General features: G+C 52.3%; 19 protein-coding genes and 1 pseudogene. 19 read left to right on the top strand and 1 reads right to left on the bottom strand.

Going from position 1 to position 23,638, the window contains the following annotated elements; genetic code table 11:
- Nucleotides 1-80 precede the first annotated feature (80 nt).
- The 13 genes and pseudogenes from FYJ84_RS02245 to FYJ84_RS02300 all read left to right on the top strand — a co-directional run bounded on the left by FYJ84_RS02245 (nt 81) and on the right by FYJ84_RS02300 (nt 14,690).
- Complete coding sequence (locus FYJ84_RS02245; protein ID WP_154405711.1) at nt 81-1,085, top strand: aldo/keto reductase; 1,005 nt, start codon at nt 81-83, stop codon at nt 1,083-1,085.
- 34 nt (nt 1,086-1,119) lie between these two features.
- On the top strand, nt 1,120-2,466 hold the full coding sequence (locus FYJ84_RS02250) for a purple acid phosphatase family protein (protein ID WP_154405713.1): 1,347 nt from the start codon (nt 1,120-1,122) through the stop codon (nt 2,464-2,466).
- Nucleotides 2,467-3,065: 599 nt separating this feature from the next.
- Nucleotides 3,066-3,968, top strand: a complete 903-nt coding sequence (locus tag FYJ84_RS02255; protein ID WP_154405715.1) for an Rpn family recombination-promoting nuclease/putative transposase — start codon at nt 3,066-3,068, stop codon at nt 3,966-3,968.
- A 1,129-nt stretch (nt 3,969-5,097) separates the two neighbouring features.
- Nucleotides 5,098-6,549 (top strand): annotated as a pseudogene (locus tag FYJ84_RS02260) (flagellinolysin); the annotation flags it as partial.
- A 6-nt stretch (nt 6,550-6,555) separates the two neighbouring features.
- On the top strand, nt 6,556-6,819 hold the full coding sequence (locus FYJ84_RS15005) for a flagellin (RefSeq protein ID WP_407060735.1): 264 nt from the start codon (nt 6,556-6,558) through the stop codon (nt 6,817-6,819).
- Between the two features lie 324 nt (nt 6,820-7,143).
- Nucleotides 7,144-8,298 (top strand): type III PLP-dependent enzyme, encoded by a 1,155-nt coding sequence (locus FYJ84_RS02265; protein WP_154405719.1) that lies wholly within the window; start codon nt 7,144-7,146, stop codon nt 8,296-8,298.
- Between the two features lie 244 nt (nt 8,299-8,542).
- Entirely contained in the window at nt 8,543-9,733 is a 1,191-nt protein-coding gene (locus tag FYJ84_RS02270; protein WP_235901312.1) for a sensor histidine kinase, read from the top strand.
- An 83-nt stretch (nt 9,734-9,816) separates the two neighbouring features.
- Nucleotides 9,817-11,313 (top strand): aminotransferase class I/II-fold pyridoxal phosphate-dependent enzyme, encoded by a 1,497-nt coding sequence (locus tag FYJ84_RS02275; protein ID WP_154405889.1) that lies wholly within the window; start codon nt 9,817-9,819, stop codon nt 11,311-11,313.
- A 44-nt stretch (nt 11,314-11,357) separates the two neighbouring features.
- Nucleotides 11,358-12,044 carry a dTMP kinase gene (locus FYJ84_RS02280; protein ID WP_154405721.1) on the top strand — a complete coding sequence of 229 codons (687 nt, stop codon included), beginning with the start codon at nt 11,358-11,360 and terminating at the stop codon, nt 12,042-12,044.
- A 4-nt stretch (nt 12,045-12,048) separates the two neighbouring features.
- Nucleotides 12,049-12,588 (top strand): ribonuclease M5, encoded by a 540-nt coding sequence (gene rnmV / locus FYJ84_RS02285; protein WP_154405723.1) that lies wholly within the window; start codon nt 12,049-12,051, stop codon nt 12,586-12,588.
- 146 nt (nt 12,589-12,734) lie between these two features.
- On the top strand, nt 12,735-13,541 hold the full coding sequence (gene rsmA, locus FYJ84_RS02290; RefSeq protein WP_235901324.1) for a 16S rRNA (adenine(1518)-N(6)/adenine(1519)-N(6))-dimethyltransferase RsmA: 807 nt from the start codon (nt 12,735-12,737) through the stop codon (nt 13,539-13,541).
- A gap of 25 nt (nt 13,542-13,566) precedes the next feature.
- Complete coding sequence (locus FYJ84_RS02295) at nt 13,567-13,821, top strand: TIGR03905 family TSCPD domain-containing protein (RefSeq protein ID WP_154405725.1); 255 nt, start codon at nt 13,567-13,569, stop codon at nt 13,819-13,821.
- 41 nt (nt 13,822-13,862) lie between these two features.
- Complete coding sequence (locus FYJ84_RS02300) at nt 13,863-14,690, top strand: histidinol-phosphatase HisJ family protein (protein ID WP_235901313.1); 828 nt, start codon at nt 13,863-13,865, stop codon at nt 14,688-14,690.
- Between the two features lie 122 nt (nt 14,691-14,812).
- Here FYJ84_RS02300 and FYJ84_RS02305 read toward each other — a convergent pair whose 3' ends face one another.
- Nucleotides 14,813-15,952, bottom strand: a complete 1,140-nt coding sequence (locus FYJ84_RS02305) for an HD-GYP domain-containing protein (RefSeq protein WP_154405727.1) — start codon at nt 15,950-15,952, stop codon at nt 14,813-14,815.
- Nucleotides 15,953-16,160: 208 nt separating this feature from the next.
- On the opposite strand from FYJ84_RS02305, the gene FYJ84_RS02310 reads away from it, so the two are divergent.
- From FYJ84_RS02310 to flgM, 6 genes are all read left to right on the top strand, one after another.
- Entirely contained in the window at nt 16,161-17,537 is a 1,377-nt protein-coding gene (locus tag FYJ84_RS02310; RefSeq protein ID WP_154405729.1) for an LCP family protein, read from the top strand.
- Nucleotides 17,538-17,667: 130 nt separating this feature from the next.
- Nucleotides 17,668-19,650 carry an ABC-F family ATP-binding cassette domain-containing protein gene (locus FYJ84_RS02315; protein ID WP_154405731.1) on the top strand — a complete coding sequence of 661 codons (1,983 nt, stop codon included), beginning with the start codon at nt 17,668-17,670 and terminating at the stop codon, nt 19,648-19,650.
- An 8-nt stretch (nt 19,651-19,658) separates the two neighbouring features.
- Nucleotides 19,659-21,839: an SF1B family DNA helicase RecD2 gene (recD2, locus tag FYJ84_RS02320; protein ID WP_154405896.1), complete on the top strand. Its 2,181-nt coding sequence runs from the start codon at nt 19,659-19,661 to the stop codon at nt 21,837-21,839.
- Between the two features lie 111 nt (nt 21,840-21,950).
- Nucleotides 21,951-22,682: a ComF family protein gene (locus FYJ84_RS02325; RefSeq protein WP_328596308.1), complete on the top strand. Its 732-nt coding sequence runs from the start codon at nt 21,951-21,953 to the stop codon at nt 22,680-22,682.
- Nucleotides 22,683-22,762: 80 nt separating this feature from the next.
- Nucleotides 22,763-23,158, top strand: coding sequence for a flagellar protein (locus FYJ84_RS02330; RefSeq protein WP_154405733.1), 396 nt, complete (start codon nt 22,763-22,765; stop codon nt 23,156-23,158).
- A gap of 183 nt (nt 23,159-23,341) precedes the next feature.
- On the top strand, nt 23,342-23,620 hold the full coding sequence (gene flgM, locus FYJ84_RS02335) for a flagellar biosynthesis anti-sigma factor FlgM (RefSeq protein WP_154405735.1): 279 nt from the start codon (nt 23,342-23,344) through the stop codon (nt 23,618-23,620).
- Nucleotides 23,621-23,638: the final 18 nt, after the last annotated feature.

The raw sequence follows: 23,638 nt of genomic DNA on the forward strand, positions 1-23,638 counted from the left end.
GAAAATAATTAATGATGACATTTATGAAGATGGGGCTATGGAAGCTTATGTAAAATCTAAGGTAAAATAAGGAGCGGGTTATGGAATACAGCAAACTTGGAAATACAGATATAGAGGTTTCAAAATTATGTGTGGGATGTATGAGCTTTGGTAAAGCCGGAACCATGCATGACTGGACGCTGAATGAGGCTGAGAGTGAGAAGGTTATCAAACATGCTCTTGATTTGGGATATAACTTTTTTGACACTGCAAATGGGTATTCAGCAGGAACAAGTGAGGAATATCTGGGAAAAGCGTTGAAGAAAAACATAGCAAGGAACCAGGTTGTGATTGCCTCCAAGGTGTACTTTAATGAGGGGCGTTTATCAAGGCAGGCAATCATGAGGGAAATAGACGGTAGCTTGTCACGTCTTGGAACGGATTATCTTGATTTATATATGATTCATAGATTTGATTATGATACACCGATAGAAGAAACTATGGAAGCATTGCATGAGCTTGTAAAATCGGGAAAGGTTCGGGCGCTTGGCGCATCGGCTATGTATGGGTATCAGTTTCACAATATGCAGATAGTTGCAAGGGATAATGGCTGGACGCCGTTTTCAGCAATGGAGAATCATTACAATTTGCTTTATAGGGAAGATGAGCGGGAATTAATTCCTATCTGTAAGCAGATGAACGTTTCACTCATGCCTTATAGTCCCCTTGCGGCAGGGCATTTGGCAAGATTGCAGTGGAGGTCAGATTCTCTGCGTGGCAGTACGGACAGGGTTGCAATGGGGAAATATGATACTACTGAAGCAGAGGATATGCAGATAGTGAAGCGGGTAGCGGAGCTTGCCGAAGGGTATGGCTGTAAAATGTCCCAGATTGCCATTGCATGGCAGTGGGCAAAGGGGATTGCAGCGCCGATTATCGGGGCTACAAAAACACGCTATTTAGATGATGCCGCAGGAGCTTTTGCAGTAAAATTAACCGGGGAGGATATTGCATATCTGGAAGAGCTATATGTTCCGCACAGGATTGTTGGCGCAATTGATAAAAATCCTGAGCAGGGCGTTGTTTTGCTGGATGAAAAGAAATGACAGTGAAGCTGTTATGAAGCATGGAGGGTGGTTTATGGCGGAGGAGCGCGATATGGATAAGGTAGGGCAGAATAATTTTTTGAAAAAGATTGCCAGGCATTTATGCAATTGGCGGACTGTTATACCGCTGGTTATTGTCCTGCTGGGGATAGGTCTGTATTTTTTGCCTCAGACACGTCTGCACAGGGCGGCCAGCAATCAGCTTTATGCTATTTTACAAGACGGGCAGGTGCAGAATTTGCGGCAGATGGTGACGGAGGATAACAGTACCCAAAGGCGCATCATGTGGCAGTCGGCAAGCCCTATGGAAGCACCTCAGGTGATGGTGCGGCTGGCAGGTTCGGAGGAAGGGGAGCTTCGCTATGATGCGGTGCAGGATTTCTGGGCGGATGATGGCAGTGAGAATTATCAGTACACGGTATTGCTGGATAATTTGCATCCCGGTACAGAATATGAATACGCTATTATTGACAAGGACAGACGCAGCGATTGGCACAGGCTGAAAACGGATAGTGCGGGACAGCCTTTTAAGATGCTGATTTTCCCTGACTCCCAGTCGGCGGATTACAGCGGCTGGCAGAAGCTGGCCCAGGCGGCCTGGGAGCGCAATCAGGGGGCAGAGCTGGTGGTGAACATGGGTGACCTGGTGGACAATGGTGAGGACAGCAGTCAGTGGCGTGCCTGGTTCCGGGGGCTGGACAATATCATCAGCCAGAGTGCCTTTGTGCCTGTGATGGGCAATCACGAGTGCTATGACAAGAACTGGCAGATGCGCCTGCCAGCTGCCTATCTGGGGTATTTTCAGACACCTGCCAATGGCAGCAGCAAGTATGACAGGTATTATTATTCCTTTGACTATGGTGCGGTGCATTTTGTGGTGCTTTGCACTTCGGATTATGAGCTGGAGGCTTTCCAGCAGGATTTGCTGGCGGAGCAGCTGGCATGGCTCAGGCAGGATCTGAGCAGTTCTGATAAGCCGTGGAAGGTGGTACTGATGCACAGGGATGTGCTGCAGTACAGGATTCATAACAGGCCTGAACGGCTGGAGGGCTTTTCGGAGGAAGGTGTTGCCTTTATGCCTGTCTTTGAGGAGTTTAATGTGGATGTTGTGCTGACAGCCCATCTGCATACCTATAGAAACAGGGGGCACCTTTTCCAGCGTGACAGCGCAGATAAAGGGCCGGTGTACATTTTGACAGGTGTTGCCGGTGATGTGCGCTATCCGAATCTTTGGATTGACCATGCACTGGACAGAGTAACTGCGCCACAGCCGGAAAATGGCAATTACCTGACTATGGAGGCGGCTGCTGATACGCTGGATATTCGGTGCTATCTGGCAGATGGAACGCAGATTGATGAAATAAAGTTCAGTTTGCCGTAGTGCCGGTTTGTTACTTCGTGCACATACTGACTGAAATGGTTTGATAGTTCGTGGACTCTGTTCAGACATTATAAAAGGACAGGTAGCGGCAGTACCCATAGAAAACTCGCTTTCGCTCGGAGGGGTGACAAAACCCTATTTCCATGATTATTTTCGGTCTAAATCCTTGTCTGCGTTGTTGTCGTCGGTCGGCATGGAACCACCATGCCTTCTTCCTCCGCCTAGCATACAAGGATTTATCCTCGAAACTAATTCATGTCAATAGGGTTTCGTCATCCCCTGCGCCTCGCGCTTCTAAGCTCCTGCATCGCTTACGCTCGCACTCGCTAAGAAGCGAGGCTGCACTCAAGGTTTTCTTTGGGTACATGCCGCACCTGTCCCTCTTTGTGTCTGAACAGATATGCACATAGTTATCAACTATACTCTGCTGTACGCTACCAAGGTAATCAATCTGACTTTACGAAAAAGCTGAAAAGGGGGAGCTGGGAGGCTGACGAAACTTGCTATTGCCGACCGCTGTATAAACTGAAATTTACAAAAAACCAAACTTATGATATAATAACAATAGGGATTGATATTATATATAGGTGGTGAGCATAATGGGAGAGAAAGATATATCCCAGAAAAATTTTGAGTCTCATAATGATGTAGTGGCAGATATAGTAAATGGCAGCCTATTTGAGGGAGAGGAATTTATCAAGGCGGATAGCCTGATAGATGCACAGCCCTTCTCGCAATACAAGGCAGATGATGGTGTGCTGCATGAGCAGGAGCGGGATGTTGCCAAGTATTGCGTGGATGCCAATTGCAACGTCCGTCTTGCCATGGTGGGCTTTGAAAATCAGATGGCAATTGACTCTGATATGCCATTGCACGTTATGGGCTATGACGGTGATTCATATCGTGATGAAATGAATCAGGACACTATAGTGGTAGATGAAGCTACCGGCAAGAAGCGCAGGGTACGCCACAAGCGTTATCCTGTAATCACCCTGGTTTTATATTTTGGTGAAAAGCCTTGGAAAAAGCCAAGGTGCCTGTATGATGTGATTGATGTACCTGACAAACTGAAGCCATTTGTCAATGATTTTAAGCTGAATATTATTGATGTGCCGCGGCTGACTCCTGAGCAGGTAAAACGTTACAAAGGAGATTTTCAGATAATTGCAGATTATTTCGTTCAGCGTACCAGTGGCAAGGAATATGTTCCGCCAAATAAACCTATTCAGCATGTAGACAGCATGTTAAAGCTTATGTCCGTGCTTACACGGGATAAGCGTTATTACGACTTCCTAAATGAAGATTCAGCTGCAAAGGAGGGAATAAATATGTGCGAGGTACTAGATAGAATAGTAGCACAAGGGGAAGCACGCGGTGAAATTATTGGAACTCAAAGAACATTAGTGAGCCTGGTAAAAAAGAATTTGCTATCCCTACGCGATGCGGCAGCAGAAGCAGGTATGAGCGAGGAAGCTTTTAAAAAAATGGCTGGTGCTATGTAAATTTCAGTTTGCCGTAGTGCCGGTTTGTTACTTCATGCACATACTGACTGAAATGGTTTGATAGTTCGTGGACTCTGTTCAGACATTATAAAAGGACAGGTAGCGGCAGTACCCATAGAAAACTCGCTCTCGCTCTTAGCACAGCCTCGCGCTTCTAAGCTCCTGCATCGCTTACGCTCGCACTCGCTAAGAAGCGAGGCTGCACTCAAGGTTTTCTTTGGGTACATGCCGCACCTGTCCTTCTTTGTGTCTGAACAGATATGCACATAATAATCCAACTGCATTCAATTAGTATGCAACTGTAGCAACTAATTCTGACTTTACGAGCAAGCCTGAAAAGGGGGAGCCGGGAAGCTGACGAAATCTGCTATTGCCAACCGCTGTATAACGTATAGTGCAATCAAACAGTTTTTTAGCCTAGCTACATAGGGTGCATAGGATAGACTGCTAACTTTAGTATAAGATTATAGTGACATACAAACAAAACTGCTTATAAGGGCAGGTTACCTTGCATAGTTGTTGGCAGTATCAGGTCTCGTCAGCCTCTCAGCCCCCCTTTTCAGGCTTGTTCGTAAGGCATCATCATGTTGCTACGGCAAAATATAAAGGCTTGCTGAAAAGTGAGTGGGGAGCTGTCGCAGTATTGCAACTATTGGCAGATAATTTAATGGGCGGTTGACTTTATAAGCAGATTTGTGAAAATTTTGTGTCAGACCTCTTAAAGAGTATCAGGGCATGTACCATTCGCATGGCACTGAGACGCGCCTCGGTGCTTAGCGACTTGCAAGCCGTAGGCGTAGCAAGAGCTTAGCATCCGCTAGGCGTGGATAGTAGCGCGAGCGTGCCTGCGATGGTACTGCCCTGATGCTCTATAAAAAGGTCTGACCGTAAGTTTATACACAACAATGTAAAACAGTGACCGCCCATTGGAGTATTTGCTGATATTTTTATGACAGCTCCCCTGCACTAATCATTAAAACGTACATATATTGCAAAAGTAACAATCAAGCACTACGACAAACTAAAATTTAATAATTTGTGGGTAGTTTTCGATGATTTCTTTGATGACAACAAGTTTTAGTGTATTAAGGGATTGAATGTTATAGATTTTTCTGGGGGAGATTGTTTCATGGCAATGGTAGTAAAGAATAATATGCCTGCCAGGCAGACATTGAATAAACTGAATAAAAACAGCAAGGCACTGTCCAAAAGCTTGAAAAAGGTTGCTTCGGGGATGAAGCTGAACAGTGCTGCTGATGATGCTTCCGGTTTTTCCATATCTGAAAAAATGCGGGTGCAGATCAGGGCACTGGACCAGGCAAATGCCAATGCTCAGAATGCAGGCAGCTTGCTGCAGACGGCAGAGGGGGCAGCATCCTCGACAGTGGATATATTGAAAACGTTAAAAGAAAAAGCGATTAACGCTGCCAATGATACCAACACAGACATTGACAGGGCAACCATCCAGAAGGAAATGGACCAGGCTATCGACCAGATTTCAGATAATGCCAATGTCACCTTTAACGGCATAAGAATTTTTGATGGCGGGGCAGATATCAGCAAATCTGTGCAGGATACCATCATCAAGGCATTGAATTCCGAATGGCTCAAGGCAAGCTTTGAAATGATACAGGATGCCTATGGCATTAACTTCACCGATGGCAGGGCAAGTGTCAATGAAATGGAAGTAGTGTTGAAGGATGAGGGAGATAATAACCGTTTGGCGTATGTAACTCACAGAGCTGTTGGCGGTGTGACGGATAAGCTTACTTTGACTGTTAACATGCATTATTATGATGATATGGATGAGAGTGATCCTAACGGTTCATCACCATCGACTGGCAGTCAGTATCTTGACCGGGTTATTGCCCATGAGCTGACCCATGCTGTGATGGCGGCTAATGTCAAAGATATGGATAATGTGCCTTTATTCATTGTAGAAGGCTTTGCAGAGGTTACCCACGGCATAGATGATAACAGAAGGTCAACGCTGGAAAGTTTACCAGATTTGTCAACGGGCATGTCCGGCGAGGGTGCTTATGCCGGTGGTTATGCTTTCTTGCGCTATATGAACAAGCAATGTGGCACTGGCAGTGTACAGTCCTTTATGCAGGGATTGGTGCAGTATGAGGGAGATGCTGATAAGGCGGTGCAGTCCGCTACCGGCGGCAGGTTTAGTACACTGCAGAATATGATAGATTCCTTCAATGGAGCAAAGTCAGCAGCAGGTGATACAAAGGCGTTTCTGCTGAATTCCTGCGGCATAGATCTGGACAACCCTGATGTGGGTTCCATTCTCGGCGCGGATGCCAATCAGGGGGAAGTACGCGATGATAAGGGGTCTGTACTGGAAGGCCTGAATACCAAATTCTGGTATTATCCTAGTGCTAACTCAACCCTGATAAACGGCCTGACCGTCAAGTGGCCCGATTTCCAGAAGGGGGAAGGCATGAAATTCCAGGTTGGCACCAGGGCCAATCAGGTAATTAATTCTGCCTTTGGCAGTATCAGTGCCGAAGGGCTGGGACTCAAGGCAGACAATGGCACAAATCTCAGCGTAGGCACCCGTGTCAAGGCCAAGCAGGCAATGACCATTCTTGACAATGCCATTGAAAAGGTGCTTGACCAGCAGACCAACATCGGTGCCATTGAAAGCAGGCTGAAATATACCCAGGCAAACCTGACTACTGCCAGCGAAAATACCGTCAGCGCGGAGTCTGTCATCCGTGATGCGGATATGGCAAAGGAAATGACAGAATACACCAAGAACAATGTGTTGCTGCAGGCGGCACAGTCGATGCTGGCTCAGGCAAACCAGAACAGCTCCGGGGTTCTAAGCCTGTTGCAGTAAAAATAGAATACGGAGATATCGTTTGATAATTCAGGGCTGACGGGCAGGAAAAAGGCGGAGGTATTTTTCCTGTCTTGTCAGTCTTGTTTTTTTATGTATTTTTACTTGCAATATCTAGTGAATAGGTCTATAATGCAACCCATAAATGTGCTGTAAAAAATACAAAGATGTAAAGACAGTGTACATGGTCGGTGGACAGCATATTTTGCGCCGAGTGCAGCAGCAGAGATGCGATAAATGCGAGATGTGACGAAAGCCGCTGCTGTACTATGTATGCTGCATGGAGAAGCCGCAAGGGACTCCATGAGAAAAGAGGAGGTTGTTATGAATAGCTTTCGTTTAACTGAAGAAGAAGTGAATTATCTGGCAGAGAAGTATCCTACACCATTTATGGTGGTGTCACTGGACAAGGTGGAGAAAAATTACCACTATCTCCGTCACAGGCTGCCCCGGGTGAAGGTGTTCTACGCCATCAAGGCGAATCCTGAACCGGCAGTGCTCACAAGGCTGGCAGGTCTTGGTTCCAATTTTGATGTGGCTTCAGAGGGGGAAATCAGGCTCCTGAGTTCTCTCGGCATACCGGGCAGCCGCATGATATATGCCAATCCCGTGAAGCCGCCTGACAGCATCAGGCTGGCGTCTCAGGCAGGGGTAGATAAATTTACCTTCGACGATGAAAGCGAAATACCAAAGCTGGCTGAGAATGCTCACGGCGCCAGGGTGCTCATCAGGGTGCAGGTGGAGAATAAATCAGCCGTTGTGAATTTGAATGAGAAGTTCGGCGTAGTGCCAGAATTGGCACTGCCTTTATTGCATAAAGCCAAGGCGGCAGGGCTGGTTCCTGCCGGTATCTGCTTCCATGTGGGCAGCCAGTCCCTGAAAGCCGATGCCTATGGCAGGGCTCTGAGGATGTGCCGCAGGCTCTTTGACCAGGCAGCCTGTGAGGGGCTTGACCTGAAAATCCTGGATATTGGCGGCGGCCTGCCGATTCCTGAAATCGGTCAGCCAGAGCCTGATCTGGATGCCATGACAGGCAGCATCCGTGCAGGTCTTGATGAGCTGTTCCCGGATGTGGAAATCTGGTCAGAGCCGGGGCGCTACATGTGCGGCACAGCCGTAAATCTGGTTGCCAGCGTCATCGGCACCAAGCTGCGGGGCGGTCAGCCGTGGTATGTGCTGGATGATGGCCTCTATGGCAGCTATAACGGCCTGGTCTTTGACCACTGGACCTACAAGCTGGAGTTTTTCCGGGAGGGAGCCAGGACTCCGTCCGTGTTTGTAGGGCCTAGCTGCGACTCCATCGATGTGGTGGCCAGGGATTTGCCGGCACCAGCTTTGCAGGTGGGAGACAAGGTGCTGACACCGGAGGCAGGCTCCTACTGTGCCTCTGCCGCTACCAGCTTCAACGGCTTCCAGCCGGCGAAGACCATCGTGTACGAGGACAATGTTGCCGCTCTCAGGCAGAAGGCCGTAAGCTGAAGCAAGATGTAAGCTGAAGCAAGGTGCAGGCTGGAATAAGACGTAAGCTGAAATAAATATGCTGCTGCATATACTGCTGTATATGCAGTAAATAAGAGGACTGCTGTATCACCTTTCGGGGATGCGGCAGTCCTTTTTTGAAATAATGTTGCAAAAAAGTGGAAAGTCTTTGCGTAAATTTGCTTTATCATGTAGAATAGAAGCTGAGATAGTTTAATTGTTTCGGAAATATGGGAGATAAAGGATGAAGCTTTCTAGCGATATGGATGTGGAGCAGCAGGGAGAGCGGCTGCTGCGGGAGGCGTTTCAAAATACTGTGGATGCTATGGAAAATAGCAAGGGACAGATATTTGAAATTTATGAAAATACCAAAAATGATGTAGAAGCAGCTCGTGTCATGCTGAAGGAGCTGAAGGAGGAGACCGCCAAGCTGCAGGACGAGGTGGATGTGCTGGTTCACTGCGAGCAGCAGGAGAAGCAGCGGCTAGTGAAGGTCAGCAGCAATTTTGCCAACTATTCCGAGGATAAGATTCGTGCCAGCTATGAGGCGGTCAAGGATGTGCAGGTGCGCCTGGCCCTGGTGAAGGAAAAGGAATTTCAGTCCCGCCGCCAGCGTGACCGCTTGGAAATAAGGCTGCGGGGCATGGAGCAGACACTGCTGATGGCAGAGCGGCTGGCCACCAAGCTGGGGACGGTTGTTGGCTATCTGACTTCGCAGATCAGCAATGTGGTGGCACAGATGGATATTGCCTCCAAGAACAAGTTCCTGGGGGTACAGATCATCAAGGCTCAGGAAGACGAGCGGCTGAGGGTGTCCCGTGAAATTCACGATGGCCCGGCTCAGGAGATGGCCAACCTGATTTATCAGGCATCTATCTGTGAGCGGCTGGTGGATACCAGGCCGGAGGAGGCGAAGGCAGGCTTGCAGGAGCTGCGGCGGCAGATTCGCACCTGCCTGGCTGATGTGCGGCAGATTATCTTTGACATGCGGCCTATGTCCTTGGATGACCTGGGACTGGTACCTGCTCTCAGGCAGCTGGTCAGCAAGCTGGAGGAACGCAAGATTCTCAAGACGGATTTCCAGGTCAACGGCAAGGAGCGTGCTCTGGAGAAGCATGTGGAGGTGACGCTGTTCCGCATTATTCAGGAAGGGCTGAACAATATCCATCGCCATGCCGGTGTCAGCGAGGGGCGCCTGCGGCTGCTGTTTTCACCTAACGACCTGTCCATTCTGATTTCTGATGAGGGACGGGGCTTTGATATGGCGGAAACTGAGGAGATGCGCAAGAGCGGTACCGGCAACGGGCATTTTGGCATCCTGGGCATGGAGGAAAGGGCAAAGCTGATCGGGGCTTCCCTGAATGTGATTTCCAATCCCGGGGAGGGCACGAAGATTCATGTCAAGCTGCCTTATCCAAAGCTGGAAAAGGACTAAGGCCGGCCGGGGGAAAATAATTTATGTCAGTTAAAAATTCAGGTAAATTTTCAGGTAGAGTTTCAGATAGATATACAGAGAATATGCTGAATCAACACGAGGCGCCGATTTCTCATGCAATGAAGGAATATGCAGGGGACGGCGCCCTTGCTTTTCATACTCCCGGCCACAAGCAGGGGCTGGGGGCTCATCGGCTTCTCAGGGAGCTGATTACGGAGGAAGGCCTGCGGCAGGAGGTTTCCCTTATGGAGGAGCTGGATGACCTCCATGAGCCGGAGGGCTGCATCAAGGCGGCAGAGGCTCTGGCAGCGGAGCTGTGGGGTGCTGAGGATACCATGTTTATTATCAACGGCACTACAGGGGCGATTCACGCCATGCTGCTGGGAACATTGTCTCCGGGGGACGAGGTGCTGATACCCAGGAATGCCCATCGCTCCATTATAGGGGGCGTGATAATGGCAGGGGCTGTGCCTGTCTATGTTCAGCCGGAGGTGGATGCAAGGCTGGGCATTGCCATGGGGCTGAGCCTGTCTGCCGTGCAGAGTGCCATAGCTGCCCATCCGGGAGCCAGGGCACTGGTGGCGGTTTATCCCACCTATTATGGCTATGGCTGTGATCTGCGGGCTATTGCAGAGGCGGTGCACGGGGCAGGCATGCTGCTGCTGGTGGATGAGGCCCATGGTGCCCATTTGCGCTTTAGTGACGAGCTGCCGCTGCAGGCCATAGAGCTGGGGGCGGATGTGGCTGCCCAGAGTACCCACAAGCTGCTGGGTTCCATGACCCAGACTTCCATGCTGCATGTGGGCAGCCATCGGGTGGACAGGAGCAGGCTGCGGCAGGCGGCAGGGCTTTTGCAGTCCACCAGCCCCAACCAGCTGCTGCTGGCTTCGTTGGATATAGCCAGGCTGCAGATGGCGGAGGAGGGCAGGGCGCGCATGGCGGAGGCTGTGAGGCTGTCTCATCTTCTGCGTTCAGAGGTCAATAAAATCAGCGGCCTCTACAGCCCGGGGCTGGAAAGCTGCCGCTCCGGGGCAGATAGCGGTGCGGCCTGCCTGGACTATACCAAGGTGACGGTAAATCTGGCCGGGCTGGCTGTGGATGGCCCTGAGGCGGAGCTTATCCTCAGGCATCAGTACAAGATCCAGTGCGAGCTGTCTGATGCCAGCAACCTGCTGTTTATCATTTCCATGGCGGACAATGAGGCAGTAATTGCGAGGCTTTTGGCAGCACTGAAGGATTTGGCGGCAGGTCATCTGCGGACGGAAAATGCAGGAAATACAGAAAATACAGAAAATGCCAATGGTTGCCGGGGGGCAATGGGGGATATGCCTGCGCCACGGCAACGGATAAGCCCAAGGGAGGCATTTTTTGCGGATTATAAGGCAATTGCTTTGGAAAGGGCTGTGGGGGCTGTGTCAGCAGAAACAGTGGCCTTTTATCCTCCCGGGGTGCCCCTGCTGTGCCCGGGGGAGGAAATTACGGCGGAGCTGGTGGACTACATACGCCGCTATCAGGCTATGGGGATGCGCCTGTCCGGCCCTGCTGACGGACGGCTGGAGGATATCAGGGTGATAAAATAATGGTATAAGGTGTTTTTGAGGTGTTTGGAAAGGAATTGTTGCTGATGGAAAACGCAAAGGGCAGGCTGATAACAATCGAGGCCGGGGACGGCTCCGGCAAGGCTACCCAGACAAATGCCCTGTATGACCGATTGAAAAGGGAAGGCTATGATGTGCTCAAGGTGGAATACCCCGACTATGCCTCCGAGTCTTCGGCGCTGGTGCGCATGTACCTGGGGGGAGACTTTGGGGACAGGGCGGAGGATGTCAGTGCCTATGGGGCATCTGCTTTTTTTGCCGTTGACCGCTATGCTTCCTATCAGCTCAAGTGGAAGGAAGCCTACGAGAGAGGGGCGGTTATCCTGGCAGACAGGTACACTACTTCCAACATGGTGCATCAGGCGGTGAAGCTGCAGGATGCGGCAGAGCGTGAGGCGTTTCTTGACTGGCTGTGGGATTTTGAGTTCGTCAGGCTGGAGCTGCCGGTGCCGGATGCGGTGGTTTTCCTCGACATGCCGCCGGAGGTCAGCGACAGGCTGATTGCGGCACGGGCAAAAAACAATGCAGCCCGGCAGAAGGATATTCACGAGAAGGACAGTGCCTACCTGCACCGCTGCCATGCTGCCTACAGCGCAGTGGCTGACAAATATGGCTGGGCAAGGGTGCAGTGCAGCGAGGCTGGTGAGGTGCGCAGTATTGAAGACATTCACCAGGATGTGTATAATGTAGTGAAGAAGGTCTTGGGGAGATGAGATTTTGATCAAGGAAGTTCTGGTAGTTGAGGGCAAGATGGATGTGGTGGCTATCGGCAAGGCGGTAGAGGCGGACTGCATTATCACGGAGGGCTTCAACCTGAAGCCGCAGGCTCTTGATGCTATTGAAAAAGCATACAAAAAGCGGGGCATTATTATTTTGACGGACCCGGATTCAGCCGGGGAGCGCATCCGCAGGTTTTTGACCAAAAGGTTCCCGGAGGCGAAGCACGCCTTTGTGCCACGGGAGGATGCCACTGCCAACAACGACATCGGCATCGAGCAGGCATCCCCGGAGGCTATCAGGAAGGCACTGGAAAAGGTGCGTACCATGGACTGGGAGCCGAAAAATACCTTTACGGGGGCGGATCTGCTCCAGGCAGGTGTCAGCGGCGGCGTGGCTGCCAGCCAGCGCAGGGCGCAGTTGGGGGCTATCCTGGGAGTAGGTTATGCCAATGCCAAGACTTTTCTTTTGCGCCTGAACCATTATGGTGTCACCCGTGAGGAATTTGACAGGGCGCTGGCTGAGATAGAGTGCAAGTAAAGTGTATGTAAAGTGTGGCTGAAAGGACAGTTGATAATTTCATGACGGAAAATATAGATAAGGATATCTCTCAGGAGCTGGCCGGGACGAAACGTGCCAGCTCCCCCCGCCCGGTGATCGCCAATCCCCAGGTGACGCGCCATATTATGAAGGCATTCAACCTGCGGGCGGCCAAGAAGCTGGGGCAGAATTTTTTGGTGGATGCAGGTATTGTGCAGGGGATTGTGGATGCGGCTGAGGCTGGCCCAGGGGACAGGATTTTGGAAATCGGCCCGGGCATCGGCACCCTTACCCAGGGGTTGGCAGAGTCCGGGGCGGAGGTTACGGCGGTGGAGCTGGACAAGAAGCTGCCGGCTGTGCTGGCGGAAACCCTGGCAGGATATGACAATGTAACCATTGTGCCGGGGGATATACTCAAGGTCAACATCCGCGAGCTGATGGGAGACCAGCCCTTCAAGGTGGCGGCAAACCTGCCTTACTACATTACCACGCCTATCCTGATGGCACTTTTGGAGCAACATCTGCCTATCAGTGTGCTGGTGACCATGGTGCAGAAGGAGGTTGCCCTGCGGATGGTGGCAAAGCCTGGCAGCAAGATTTACGGTGCCCTGTCCGTGGCGGTGCAGTATTATACTCGTCCTCATATCGCTTTTGATGTGCCGCCCCGCTCCTTTATCCCCGCGCCGGAGGTGGACTCGGTGGTGATTGTCTGCGATGTGAGGGAAAAACCGGCAGTGGCGGTAAAGAGCGAGAAGCTGTTCTTCCGGGTGGTGAAGGCTGCCTTCGGCCAGCGGCGCAAGACCATGTCCAACGCCATGAAGGGGGCAGGCTTTGTGCCGGAGCAGATTGCTGGTGCTTTTGAAAAATGCGGCTTGGACAGCACACGCCGGGGCGAAACCTTCTCCATGGAGGAATTCGGCATTTTGGCAGATGCCTTGACGGAGCTGGCATGATCATAATTGGGAAAGGATGATAAAAATGGCAAAAATAGAGTATGAGCCTCAGGGGATTTGCCCGCGGCTGCTGCGTTTTGAGGTGGAGGACAACAAGCTGAAGGGCTTTCAGGCACTGGGAGGATGCAACGGCAACCTGCAAGGGCTGGGCAGGCTGACTGAGGGCATGGATATTGACGAGGTTATCAGGAGGCTGGAGGGCATCCGCTGCGGTGCCAAGATTACTTCCTGCCCTGACCAGCTGGCACAGGCACTGAAGCAGTACAAGGCACAGCAGTAATATATGCAGGCTGCTGCAATGCAGCAGATGATGCATCAGTGATGTTGCTGGCGGTGTTTTCAGGTGAAATCGAGGTTGAGAATATGATATTTGATAATCATTCCCATACGGTATTTTCCTCAGATTCGGAGATGGAGGCGGAGGCGGCCCTGGAGGCGGCGGCAAGGCAGGGGCTGGGACTGGTCTTTACCGAGCATTATGATTATGACTACATCAATACGAGGCATTACAAGGAAATGGAGTTCCGCTTTGATGCCGCCGGATATTGGGAAAAATACCTGCCCTACCGGGGAGACAGTCTCAGGCTGGGGGTGGAAATCGGCCTGTCGGAGACCAGCGGCGCTGCCAACAGGGAGTTTTTGCAGGGTGCGCCTTTTGACCTGGTGATAGGCTCCATCCATATCATTGATATGCTGGATTTGTACTATCCTGATTTTTATGAGGGAAAGTCCAAGGCTGAGGCTTTTGGCAGATATCTGAGGGTGATGGCTGATATGCTCAGGGCAAACCCTTATATTGATGTGCTGGGGCATATTGATTATATCTGCCGCTATGCCGCTTATGAGGACAAGGAGCTGGCATATGGTGATTTTGCCGGGCTGGTGGATGAGGTGCTGAAGGCAGCCATTGACTGCGATGTGGTGATGGAGCTGAATACCAGGCGGCTGGGGGACAGCCGGGCGGTGGAGGCGCTCTTGCCGGTGTACAGGCGTTACCGGGAGCTGGGGGGGCGGTATATCACCCTGGGCTCCGATGCCCATGCGGCAGAGAATATCGGCATGAACTTCAGGGCGGCACTGGACATGGCGGAGGCCCTTGAGTTGCAGCCGGTGACTTTTGAGGCACGGAAAATGGCGTATTGCAGGTAGGAGCAAATAAAATAATGCAAAAAAACAGGGTTCTCCTGATTTATCATCAGGGCATGGCGTTGCATGCCCTGATGATAGCAGGAAAATCCTGTTTTGTTTTAGAAATAATTATGTGCTCTCATCTATTCCTGCATCAGCAAGGAAGCAGGGTTGAATTTCAGGCGGAAGCAGAGGGCACCGAAATCATTGCCGTCGACGACCGAGGTGATAAAATCGCTGTCGTGGTCGGTGGTTTCGATGGTAATCGGTGTCGGCAGCAGCTGGTTGCTGTTGTCGGCAAAGAGAATCAGCCGCGGATACCGGGTCATGCCGATGTGCACGTCCTTGACAATGCCGTAGCCCATGGCGGTTTTCAGCACCGTGCCGATAGGATACAGCGCCACATGGTCAAAAAACAGCTTTAAAAGCGGCGGATCAAACTGCTTGCCGGAGCATTTCGTCATAATCTTGTAGGCGATGTGGGGCGGATATGCCTTTTTGTATGGCCGCTGGGTGGTTAGGGCATCATATACATCAGCAATAGCTACGATTTTGGAAAAATCGCTGATGCTGTCATCCGTCAGATGGCGTGGATAGCCGCTGCCGTCCAGATGCTCATGGTGCTGGTAGGCGATGTTGGCAATGGCGGATACATCCAGGTCGGTGCCGGTAAGTTCCCGCAGCCGCTGCCAGCCCCATTCCGGGTGCAGGTGGATGGTCTTAAATTCCTCGTCCGTCAGCGCTCCCGGCTTGTTGAGGATCTTGAGGTTTACCTTCAGCTTGCCGATGTCGTGAAGCAGCGCCCCCATGGTCAGGGTAATCAGATCCGACTTGGTAAAATGGCATAAAAGCCCTAGCATGGCGGACAGGGCGGCCACATTGACAGAATGGGCGAAGGTATAGTCATCATAAAGGCGGATATCCGTCATCTGCACCAGATTGTCCGGCTTCTGGATCAGGTCAGCGATAATACTCTCGGAAGCACTGAGGAGAGGCGGGATTTCCATGTCCTTGGCCTGCTGGATTCTGGCGTATGTATCATATACCTGATGGATGGCTGTTACCCTGGTATCCTCCTGGATGATGTCCTCGGGAAGCGGCAGCGGCATATCAGGGTCCAGGGAGGTGATAGTCACGCTGGATATGCCTATTTTGCGCAGCCTGTCGATATACTGCTGGTTGAGCTTTGTGCCGCGGGTGAGATAGCTGGCACCTTCGCTGTTGTAGATGCTTTGCGCTGTTACCATGCCATCCCGGAGACGGGTTATTGGTAAACGTATCATATAAAAGTCCCTCTTGTTGTAAATAATGGTTTCTTTCTACATTAATGGATTTTTAATACATTGTACATAATATGATAATATATTTTGCGAAAAAAAGAAATAGTGAATTTGGAGAGTTCTTTGCTCTTGCTAGAGTGTGGGCATTTTGGTATACTGAAATGTGGATTGGAAGCTTTGTTTGAATTCTAAGGAAAAGAGGAGTTTTTAGATGCGAGTAAGGCGCAGGAGACGCCGCAATTTTACGCGAGTATATATTTTGGCAGCCTGCCTGCTGGTGGCACTGGCAGGGGTATTGGCGGCAAGCTTTATGGGCGGCAGCCAGGAGGAAAATCCGGTAGTGGCGGAGTCAGGCATTGAGCGGCCTGATGATTATATGCATGTGATGGTGATGGGCGTGGACAGGCGCAGTGATGATGCCGGGCGCAGTGATACCCTGATGGTGGTGACGGTGAACAAGACCACCGGCAAGGCGGAGATTTTGTCCCTGCCCCGGGATACCCGTGTACGAATAGAGGACAACGGTTACGACAAAATCAATCATGCTTATGCCTTTGGCGGCTCCAAGCTTACCAGGAAAACCGTGGAGGAGCTTCTGGGGGTGCCCATGGATTATTATGTGCTGGTGGATATCAAGGCGTTTGAGCGGATTATTGACGCCATGGACGGTATCGATATTGATGTAGAAAAGCGCATGTATTATGAGGACCCCTGGGATGACAACGGGGGGCTGGTGATTGACCTCTATCCGGGTATGCAGCACATGACCGGGGACAGGGCTATTCAGTATGTGCGCTACCGTGATGGCGAGGGGGATATCGGGCGCATCGGCAGGCAGCAGCATTTCATGCGGGCAGTGATGGACAAGATGCTGTCACCGGCTATCCTGCCGAAGCTGCCTCAGCTGGTGGAGGAAATCCGCTCTGCGGTAGAGACGGATATGCCCCTGACGGAGATGGTGGCGCTGGCACAGCTGCTGCCGTCCATCCGGGAGCATGGCATGGAGTCGGTGATGGTGCCGGGCAAGCCTGCCTATCTGGAGGATGTGAGCTACTGGCTGCCGGATATCATGAGCCTCCGGGAGCTGGTTTCCAGGCAGATGGAAACGGAGCTGGCGGACAAGGCTCTTGCCAATGCGGAAAAGGTGAAGGCACAGTATGATGACTCCCTGCCGAAGGGGCTGACGGTAATGGCTGAGAATGCTGATGGGGCTGTGAATAGCGCAGCAAAGGAGGCAGCAAAGCCTGCTGACGGCAATGGTGCAGCAGATACTGATACCCGGGAGGCGGCCAAGGAGGAACAGGTGAAGCAGGTTGCCAAGGCTGATGGGCCGGGGGGCATCTCTGTGCTGATTATCAATGACAGCGGCATCAATGGGGCTGCGGCACGGCTGGCTGACAGGCTCCGTGCCAAGGGTTTCAATGTGACCGGTGTTGATACCGGCAGAAAGAGCGACCGCAGCCATACGATTATTGTGACGGACAGCAGCAATACGGAGTGGTTTTATGGGATGCCGTTCCCTTGCACCATCATGGATGGAGGGGAGCCTAATGAAGCTGTTGTGTATATAGGGCAGGACTATGAATGATGCGATAAGGTTCGGCGGGGAGGCATATATATCCCCTTAGTTCCGGCTGATATGATATCATTCAAGTAGATAGTGCTAATTTATATTTATTGCAACAGCTTCATTGCGGTGTATAAGGAGTGTGTTAGATTTGGGTAGCATAAAGGTTAGCGGTTTGTGCAAGGCCTTTGGTATAGATGAGCTTTTTAATGATGTGAGTTTTGAGATAAAGCGCGGGGAAAGAGTGGGCTTCGTGGGAGCCAATGGTGCCGGCAAGTCCACATTGATGAAGTGCCTGCTGGAAAAGGTGGAGTATGACAAGGGGGTTATCTCTATTGACCCGGCTGATACCATCGGCTATGTGGAGCAGCAGGCGGAGATGGCTAGCGAGGCAACCCTGTATGAGGAGCTGAAAAGTGCCTTTGCAGATGTGATGGCGCTGGCTGCTGCCAAGGAAGCCATGGAGGCAGAAATCAGGCATGACCACAGCGAGGAAAAGCTGGCGGCCTATGGCAGGCTGGTGGAGAGGTTCGAGCATGCCGGTGGCTATGACTTTGAGAGCCGCATCCGCCGTACTGCCTTCGGGCTGGGATTTGCCGAGGAGGACATGGAGAAGAAGGTGGCTCTGTTTTCCGGCGGTCAGAAAACCCGTGTCTGCCTGGCCAAGGCACTGCTCCGGGAGCCGGATTTTCTCTTTTTGGACGAGCCTACCAACCATCTGGATATCGGCATGATTGAGTGGCTGGAAGGCTTTTTGCAGAGCTACAGCGGCGGCGTGCTGATTATTTCCCATGACCGCTTCTTTTTGGACAAGGTGACCAACCGCATTTTCGAGATAGAGAACAAAACTGTCACCGCCTATGAGGGCAATTACAGCTACTACATGAAGGTCAGGGAGCAGCGCCGGGCGGCACAGCTTTCTGCCTACGAGAAGCAGCAGGAGCATATCAGGAAGACCGAGGAATACATCAGGAAGTACAAGGCAGGCATCAAGTCAAAGCAGGCAAGGGGGCGCCAGAGCCAGCTGAACCGGCTGGAGAGGATTGTCAGGCCTGCGGAGACAGCGGCCTTTAACTATTTTGCCTTTAACGAGCCGGGGGAGTGCGCCCAGCGGGTGGCAGAGCTGGAGAATGTGGCATATCATTTCCCGGACACGCAGAAAAAGCTCTTTGAGCATGTGGATGTGCTGATCCGCAAGGGAGACGGCGTGGCCATCGTGGGGCCAAACGGTGCCGGAAAGACTACCTTTTTGCGGCTTTTGGTAGGTGAGCTGGAAGCTACGGAGGGGCGGATAAAGATTGGCTCCCGGGTAAAAATCGGCTATTTTTCCCAGCAGCATGAGGGACTTCACATGGAGCGCACCCTGCTGGAGGAAATGGAGTACGAGTACGGCCTGTCCGAGGAGCAGAGCCGCCGCTATCTGGGGGCGTTCCTTTTCCATGGTGACGAGGTATTCAGGCTGATTGGCGCCCTGTCCGGCGGCGAGCAGTCCAGGCTGGCCTTTTTGAAGCTGATGCTGACCGGGGCGAATTTCCTGGTGCTGGACGAGCCTACCAACCATCTGGATATTCCGGCCAAGGAAGCGGTGGAGGAAGCCCTGTCCACCTTTCCGGGAACCTATATCACTGTTTCCCATGACCGTTATTTTCTGGACAAGGTGGCAAACTGCGTGCTGGAGATTGATGGCGGCAGCCTGACCGAGTACGATGGCAACTACAGCTATTATCGGGAGAAAAAGGCGGAGGAAGCAAAGGAAGCCGAGGAAGCGGCAGCTGAGAGGGCGGCACAGGAGGCTGCCCTGGCAAAGAAGGCGGCTGCCAAGGCAAAACAGCAGCAGGATGAGGCGGAAAAGGCGGCTCTGCAAAGGGCGGCAGCCCAGGCGGAAAGCAAAAAGCAGGCTCAGCTGGGGGCTATCCAGAAGATGAGCGAGGCAAAGCGCACGGAGCTCATCCAGCGGACGGAGGCGGAGATTGCCATGGCAGAGGCGGAGCTGAAAATGCTGGAGCATGAGATGAACGATGTGAGCTTGCAGGCGGACCCTGCCAAAAGCCAGGAAATAGCCGAGGCCTATGCGGCAAAGGAGCAGGAGATTCAGGCAAAGTATGAGAAGTGGGAGCAGCTGACGGAGGTATAGTGACGGTCATGGAAGTGCAGGATGAGCTGGAAGCCCTGACGGGAGTAGTGGACAATATCATATTTGCCAGCCCGGAGGGGAGCTTTTGCGTGTTCCGGCTGCTGCCGGAGGGGCAGAAAAGCACCGTGACCGTAACGGTGCAGATGGCTGCGCCCTTGCAGGGGCAGCAGCTGGATTTGAAGGGCAGATGGGTGGAGCATCCCAGGTTCGGCACCCAGTTTAATGCCATGCACATGATTGTTTCCGCCCCTACAGGGGTGGAGGGCATCCGGCGCTTTCTGGCCTCCGGCACCATTGAGGGCGTGAGCAAGGCCATGGCGGCACGCATCGTGGACAAATTCGGCGGCATGGCCCTGGAGATTATTGAGAAGCAGCCCCACAGGCTCCGGGAGGTGCGGGGCATCGGCAAGAAAACCGCGGAGAAAATCCATGCTTCCTATCAGGAAAAAGCGGAGCTTAGGCAGGTGATGGTGTGGCTGGAACAGCATAATGTGTCGGGGATTTTTGCCGGGAAAATCTATGAGCGTTACGGCTCTTTTTCCGTGGAGGTCATGGAGCAGAATCCCTATCGGCTTGCCACTGAGATTGAGGGAATCGGCTTTAGTACGGCTGATGCTATCGCTGCCAGCCTAGGGCTAGACCCCTGTGATGCCTTTCGTGTATCAGCGGCTCTTTCCTATCAGCTGCAGAGGATTGCTGTCAACGGACATTGCTGCGTGCCGGAAAATCAGCTGGTGGACGATGTGGAAAAGGGCATCATGGTACCCAGGGATGTGGTCTGGGAAGTGCTGAAGCAGGACTTGGCAACAGGCAGGCTGGATCAGGAGTCGGTGGGGGGCACCATCCTGGTATATCCGGAGTATCTCTATCGGGCGGAAGCTGAGACGGCGGAGAGCCTTTTGTATTTGCAGGAGAAGGCGGCGCCTATTGCCGCCAGCAATCCCGGGCGGCTGGTGCATCGCTGGGAAAAGAAAACAGGAGTTGTGCTGGCGGAGCAGCAGCGGCAGGCGGTGGAAGCGGTGCTGGAACATGGTGTTTTCGTGCTGACCGGCGGTCCCGGCACCGGCAAGACCACCGTGGTCCGGGCTATGCTGGACATACTGGAAAAGCTGGGCTTGCAGATTTTGCTGGGAGCTCCTACCGGCAGGGCGGCGAAACGGCTTAGCGAGGCAACAGGCAGGGGAGCCAGGACGGTGCACAGGCTGCTGGAGGCATCAGGCGGTGACGGGGAGGGTTCCGGCTTCGGCCGCAATCAGGATGAGCCTTTGGAAGCGGATGTGGTTATCCTGGACGAGATGTCCATGATGGATATCGTGTTGATGCGCCATTTTCTGGAGGCGGTGCCTGTGGGCTGCCGTGTAATTCTGGTGGGGGATGCGGACCAGCTGCCGGCTGTGGGGCCGGGATCGGTGCTGAAGGATATCCTTCGCAGCGGCGTGGTGCCCCAGGTGAGCCTGACGGAAGTTTTCCGCCAGCGGGATGACAGCACCATTGTCATGAATGCCCATGCCATCAATGCAGGGCGGCTGCCTCAGTGCTCCCTGGATGATGGGAGCGATTTTATCTTTATTGAGCAGCAGAGCCCTGAGTGGGTGGAGCAGCATATTGTCACCCTGTGCCGGAAAATCCTCCCGGCCAGGGACTACGATGTGCTGGAGGATGTGCAGGTGCTGTCACCCATGCATCGGGGCGTCTGCGGCGTGGAGCGGCTGAACCAGCTGTTGCAGGATTCCTTGAACCCTGCCGGGGAGGATGTGCCGGAGCTGGCTCACGGCTCCCGGGTTTTCCGCCTGGGGGACAAGGTGATGCAGAACAAAAACAACTACGAAAAGGGCGTCTTTAATGGCGATATAGGCTATATCACCCTGCTGGATACAGTGCATGTCCGGGTGCAGTTCGGAGATGAAATGGAAGTTGAATATGAAACTGCGGAGCTGAATCAGCTGCAGCTGGCATACTGCATGACCGTGCACAAGAGCCAGGGCAGCGAGTACCCGGTAGTCATATTGCCGCTGGTGCCGGGGCATCATGTGATGCTGCAACGGACGCTGCTCTATACGGCAGTAACCAGGGCAAAGAAGCTGGTTATCCTGCTGGGCACCAAGGCGGCACTGAATACTGCCGTGGCAAATGACAGGACGAAGAAACGCTACACTCTGCTGGCTGAACGGCTGGGACGAAAGCTGTGAGGCTGTAAGGGAAATAAATGCAGGGGATAATGCTTTTGTCAGTTTTATCGGTTTGATGATAGTTTGGTGATAGTTTGCTAATGAAGTAAATGAGGGGAATGGGGTGAGGCTGTGTTAGACTGGGTGCTGGATTTGCTCTTTCCGCCCCAATGCCCTGCCTGCGGCAGGTATACGGAGCGCAGGGACACATGGTGCGACAGCTGCTTTGCGGGGCTGGTGAAGCCCCACCGCCTGCCCCTGGATGCTGAGATGTACAGCCTGTTTGATGGGGGTGTATGGGCACTGGGCGTGTATGAGGCAGGGCTCCGGGATATGCTGCGCCAGCTGAAATACGATGGTAAAAAAGGTCTTTTGCCTGGCTTGCACAGGTATATGGCGGCAGGGCTCAGGCAGCTGCCGCTGGCGGCAGGTAATGGAAGGCAGGAAGGGCTGCGGTGCAATAAGAGCAGAGCGGATGGTGATGTTAGCAGGGAAAATGTGCTGGCAGTGCCTGTGCCGCTGCATCCTGACAGGCTGAAGGAGCGGGGCTTCAATCAGAGCGAGCTCTTATTCAGGGAGCCCCTGGCGGCACTGGATATTCCCCTGCAAGGGGCACTGGTGCGATGCCGTGCCACAACGCCCCAGTTCGGGCTGACAGCGGCAGAGCGCAGGGGCAACCTCCAGGGGGCCTTTGCACTGGCGGAGGAGGCAACGGCAGCTGGCGATGCTTTGAACGGCAAAAAAGTTATTCTCGTAGATGATATCATGACCACCGGCGCTACCCTGCAGGAATGCGCCCTGGTGCTAAAGGAAGCAGGTGCTGCCAGCCTCATGGGGATTGTGGCAGCCTCCGGCAGAAAATAGCGGCTAAAAATTTATATTGAATAAAAATACGGAATAATTTATAATAAAAGCGTAGTGTCGAGCTTTAGGGAGAGGATTACATGAACAAACTGAAAAATTGTAACGGTTGTGGCAAGCTGTATATGGAAATAGGGCAGGGAATGTGCCCTGATTGCTACCGCAGGGAGCAGGAGGATGAACAGACAGTTTATTCCTATGTCCGTGATCATGACAAATGCAGCATCAAGCAGATTGTGGACAATACGGGAGTCAAGGAGCGAGTTGTACTGCGCATGCTGAAGCAGGGGCGTTTCATCGCCAGCGGTTTCGAGATTACTTATCCGTGCCAGGGGTGCGGTGCGCCGATTACCACCGGCAAGCTTTGCAGCAAATGCAGCAATGACATCATCAATCAGGCGAAGCGTCTGGAGGCTGCAAAAGCTGTAAAGAAAGTGGACAAGAGCTCCACCATGTATAATTCTTCCCGTAACAGGTAAAGAGCAGGCAGGGCATTTTATGGTAGGGTGCCCCGGCTGATAGTGCTGATAATTTAGAAGGCTAGCAGGATTATTTAAGAATCCTGCTATTTTTTTCGATATTTTTGCTAGGATTAGAAGATGATGGGTTTATTCTTACAGAGAATTTTACAGAAAATATAGTGGCAAGGATGGTGAAAAATCGTGATTATAAATAACACCCTGCAAGGCGTAGCCGGTGTCTACACCAATTCCGGCAGTGTCAACAAGCTGGCAAAGGCATATCGCCAGGAGGCGCCTGTCAATGACAATATTCAGATTTCATCCCAGGGGCAGCAGTTCAGCGAGATTATGAAGAAGCTGAAGGCAGGCTCTGATGTGCGCATGGACAAGGTAACCGAGTACGAGAACCTGATTGCTTCCGGTGCTTATCAGGTGAGCAATGGTGATTTGGCAGATAAGATTTTGCAGTATCGCTATTGATGCCGGTATGATTCATGT

It is taken from the genome of Anaerovibrio slackiae (assembly GCF_009695585.1).
GTDB lineage: Bacteria > Bacillota > Negativicutes > Selenomonadales > Selenomonadaceae > Anaerovibrio > Anaerovibrio slackiae.

Bases quoted from the DNA above. Each gene is read 5' to 3' on its own strand.
- FYJ84_RS02275 (WP_154405889.1), top strand. From the start codon at position 9,817: ATGCTGAATCAACACGAGGCGCCGATTTCTCATGCAATGAAGGAATAT.
- FYJ84_RS02330 (WP_154405733.1), top strand. From the start codon at position 22,763: ATGAACAAACTGAAAAATTGTAACGGTTGTGGCAAGCTGTATATGGAA.
- rsmA (WP_235901324.1), top strand. From the start codon at position 12,735: ATGAAGGCATTCAACCTGCGGGCGGCCAAGAAGCTGGGGCAGAATTTT.
- FYJ84_RS02300 (WP_235901313.1), top strand. From the start codon at position 13,863: ATGTTGCTGGCGGTGTTTTCAGGTGAAATCGAGGTTGAGAATATGATA.
- FYJ84_RS02250 (WP_154405713.1), top strand. From the start codon at position 1,120: ATGGCGGAGGAGCGCGATATGGATAAGGTAGGGCAGAATAATTTTTTG.
- FYJ84_RS15005 (WP_407060735.1), top strand. From the start codon at position 6,556: ATGACCATTCTTGACAATGCCATTGAAAAGGTGCTTGACCAGCAGACC.
- FYJ84_RS02255 (WP_154405715.1), top strand. From the start codon at position 3,066: ATGGGAGAGAAAGATATATCCCAGAAAAATTTTGAGTCTCATAATGAT.
- recD2 (WP_154405896.1), top strand. From the start codon at position 19,659: ATGGAAGTGCAGGATGAGCTGGAAGCCCTGACGGGAGTAGTGGACAAT.
- FYJ84_RS02270 (WP_235901312.1), top strand. From the start codon at position 8,543: ATGAAGCTTTCTAGCGATATGGATGTGGAGCAGCAGGGAGAGCGGCTG.
- FYJ84_RS02245 (WP_154405711.1), top strand. From the start codon at position 81: ATGGAATACAGCAAACTTGGAAATACAGATATAGAGGTTTCAAAATTA.
- FYJ84_RS02280 (WP_154405721.1), top strand. From the start codon at position 11,358: ATGGAAAACGCAAAGGGCAGGCTGATAACAATCGAGGCCGGGGACGGC.
- FYJ84_RS02305 (WP_154405727.1), bottom strand. From the start codon at position 15,952: ATGATACGTTTACCAATAACCCGTCTCCGGGATGGCATGGTAACAGCG.
- FYJ84_RS02265 (WP_154405719.1), top strand. From the start codon at position 7,144: ATGAATAGCTTTCGTTTAACTGAAGAAGAAGTGAATTATCTGGCAGAG.
- FYJ84_RS02310 (WP_154405729.1), top strand. From the start codon at position 16,161: ATGCGAGTAAGGCGCAGGAGACGCCGCAATTTTACGCGAGTATATATT.
- FYJ84_RS02295 (WP_154405725.1), top strand. From the start codon at position 13,567: ATGGCAAAAATAGAGTATGAGCCTCAGGGGATTTGCCCGCGGCTGCTG.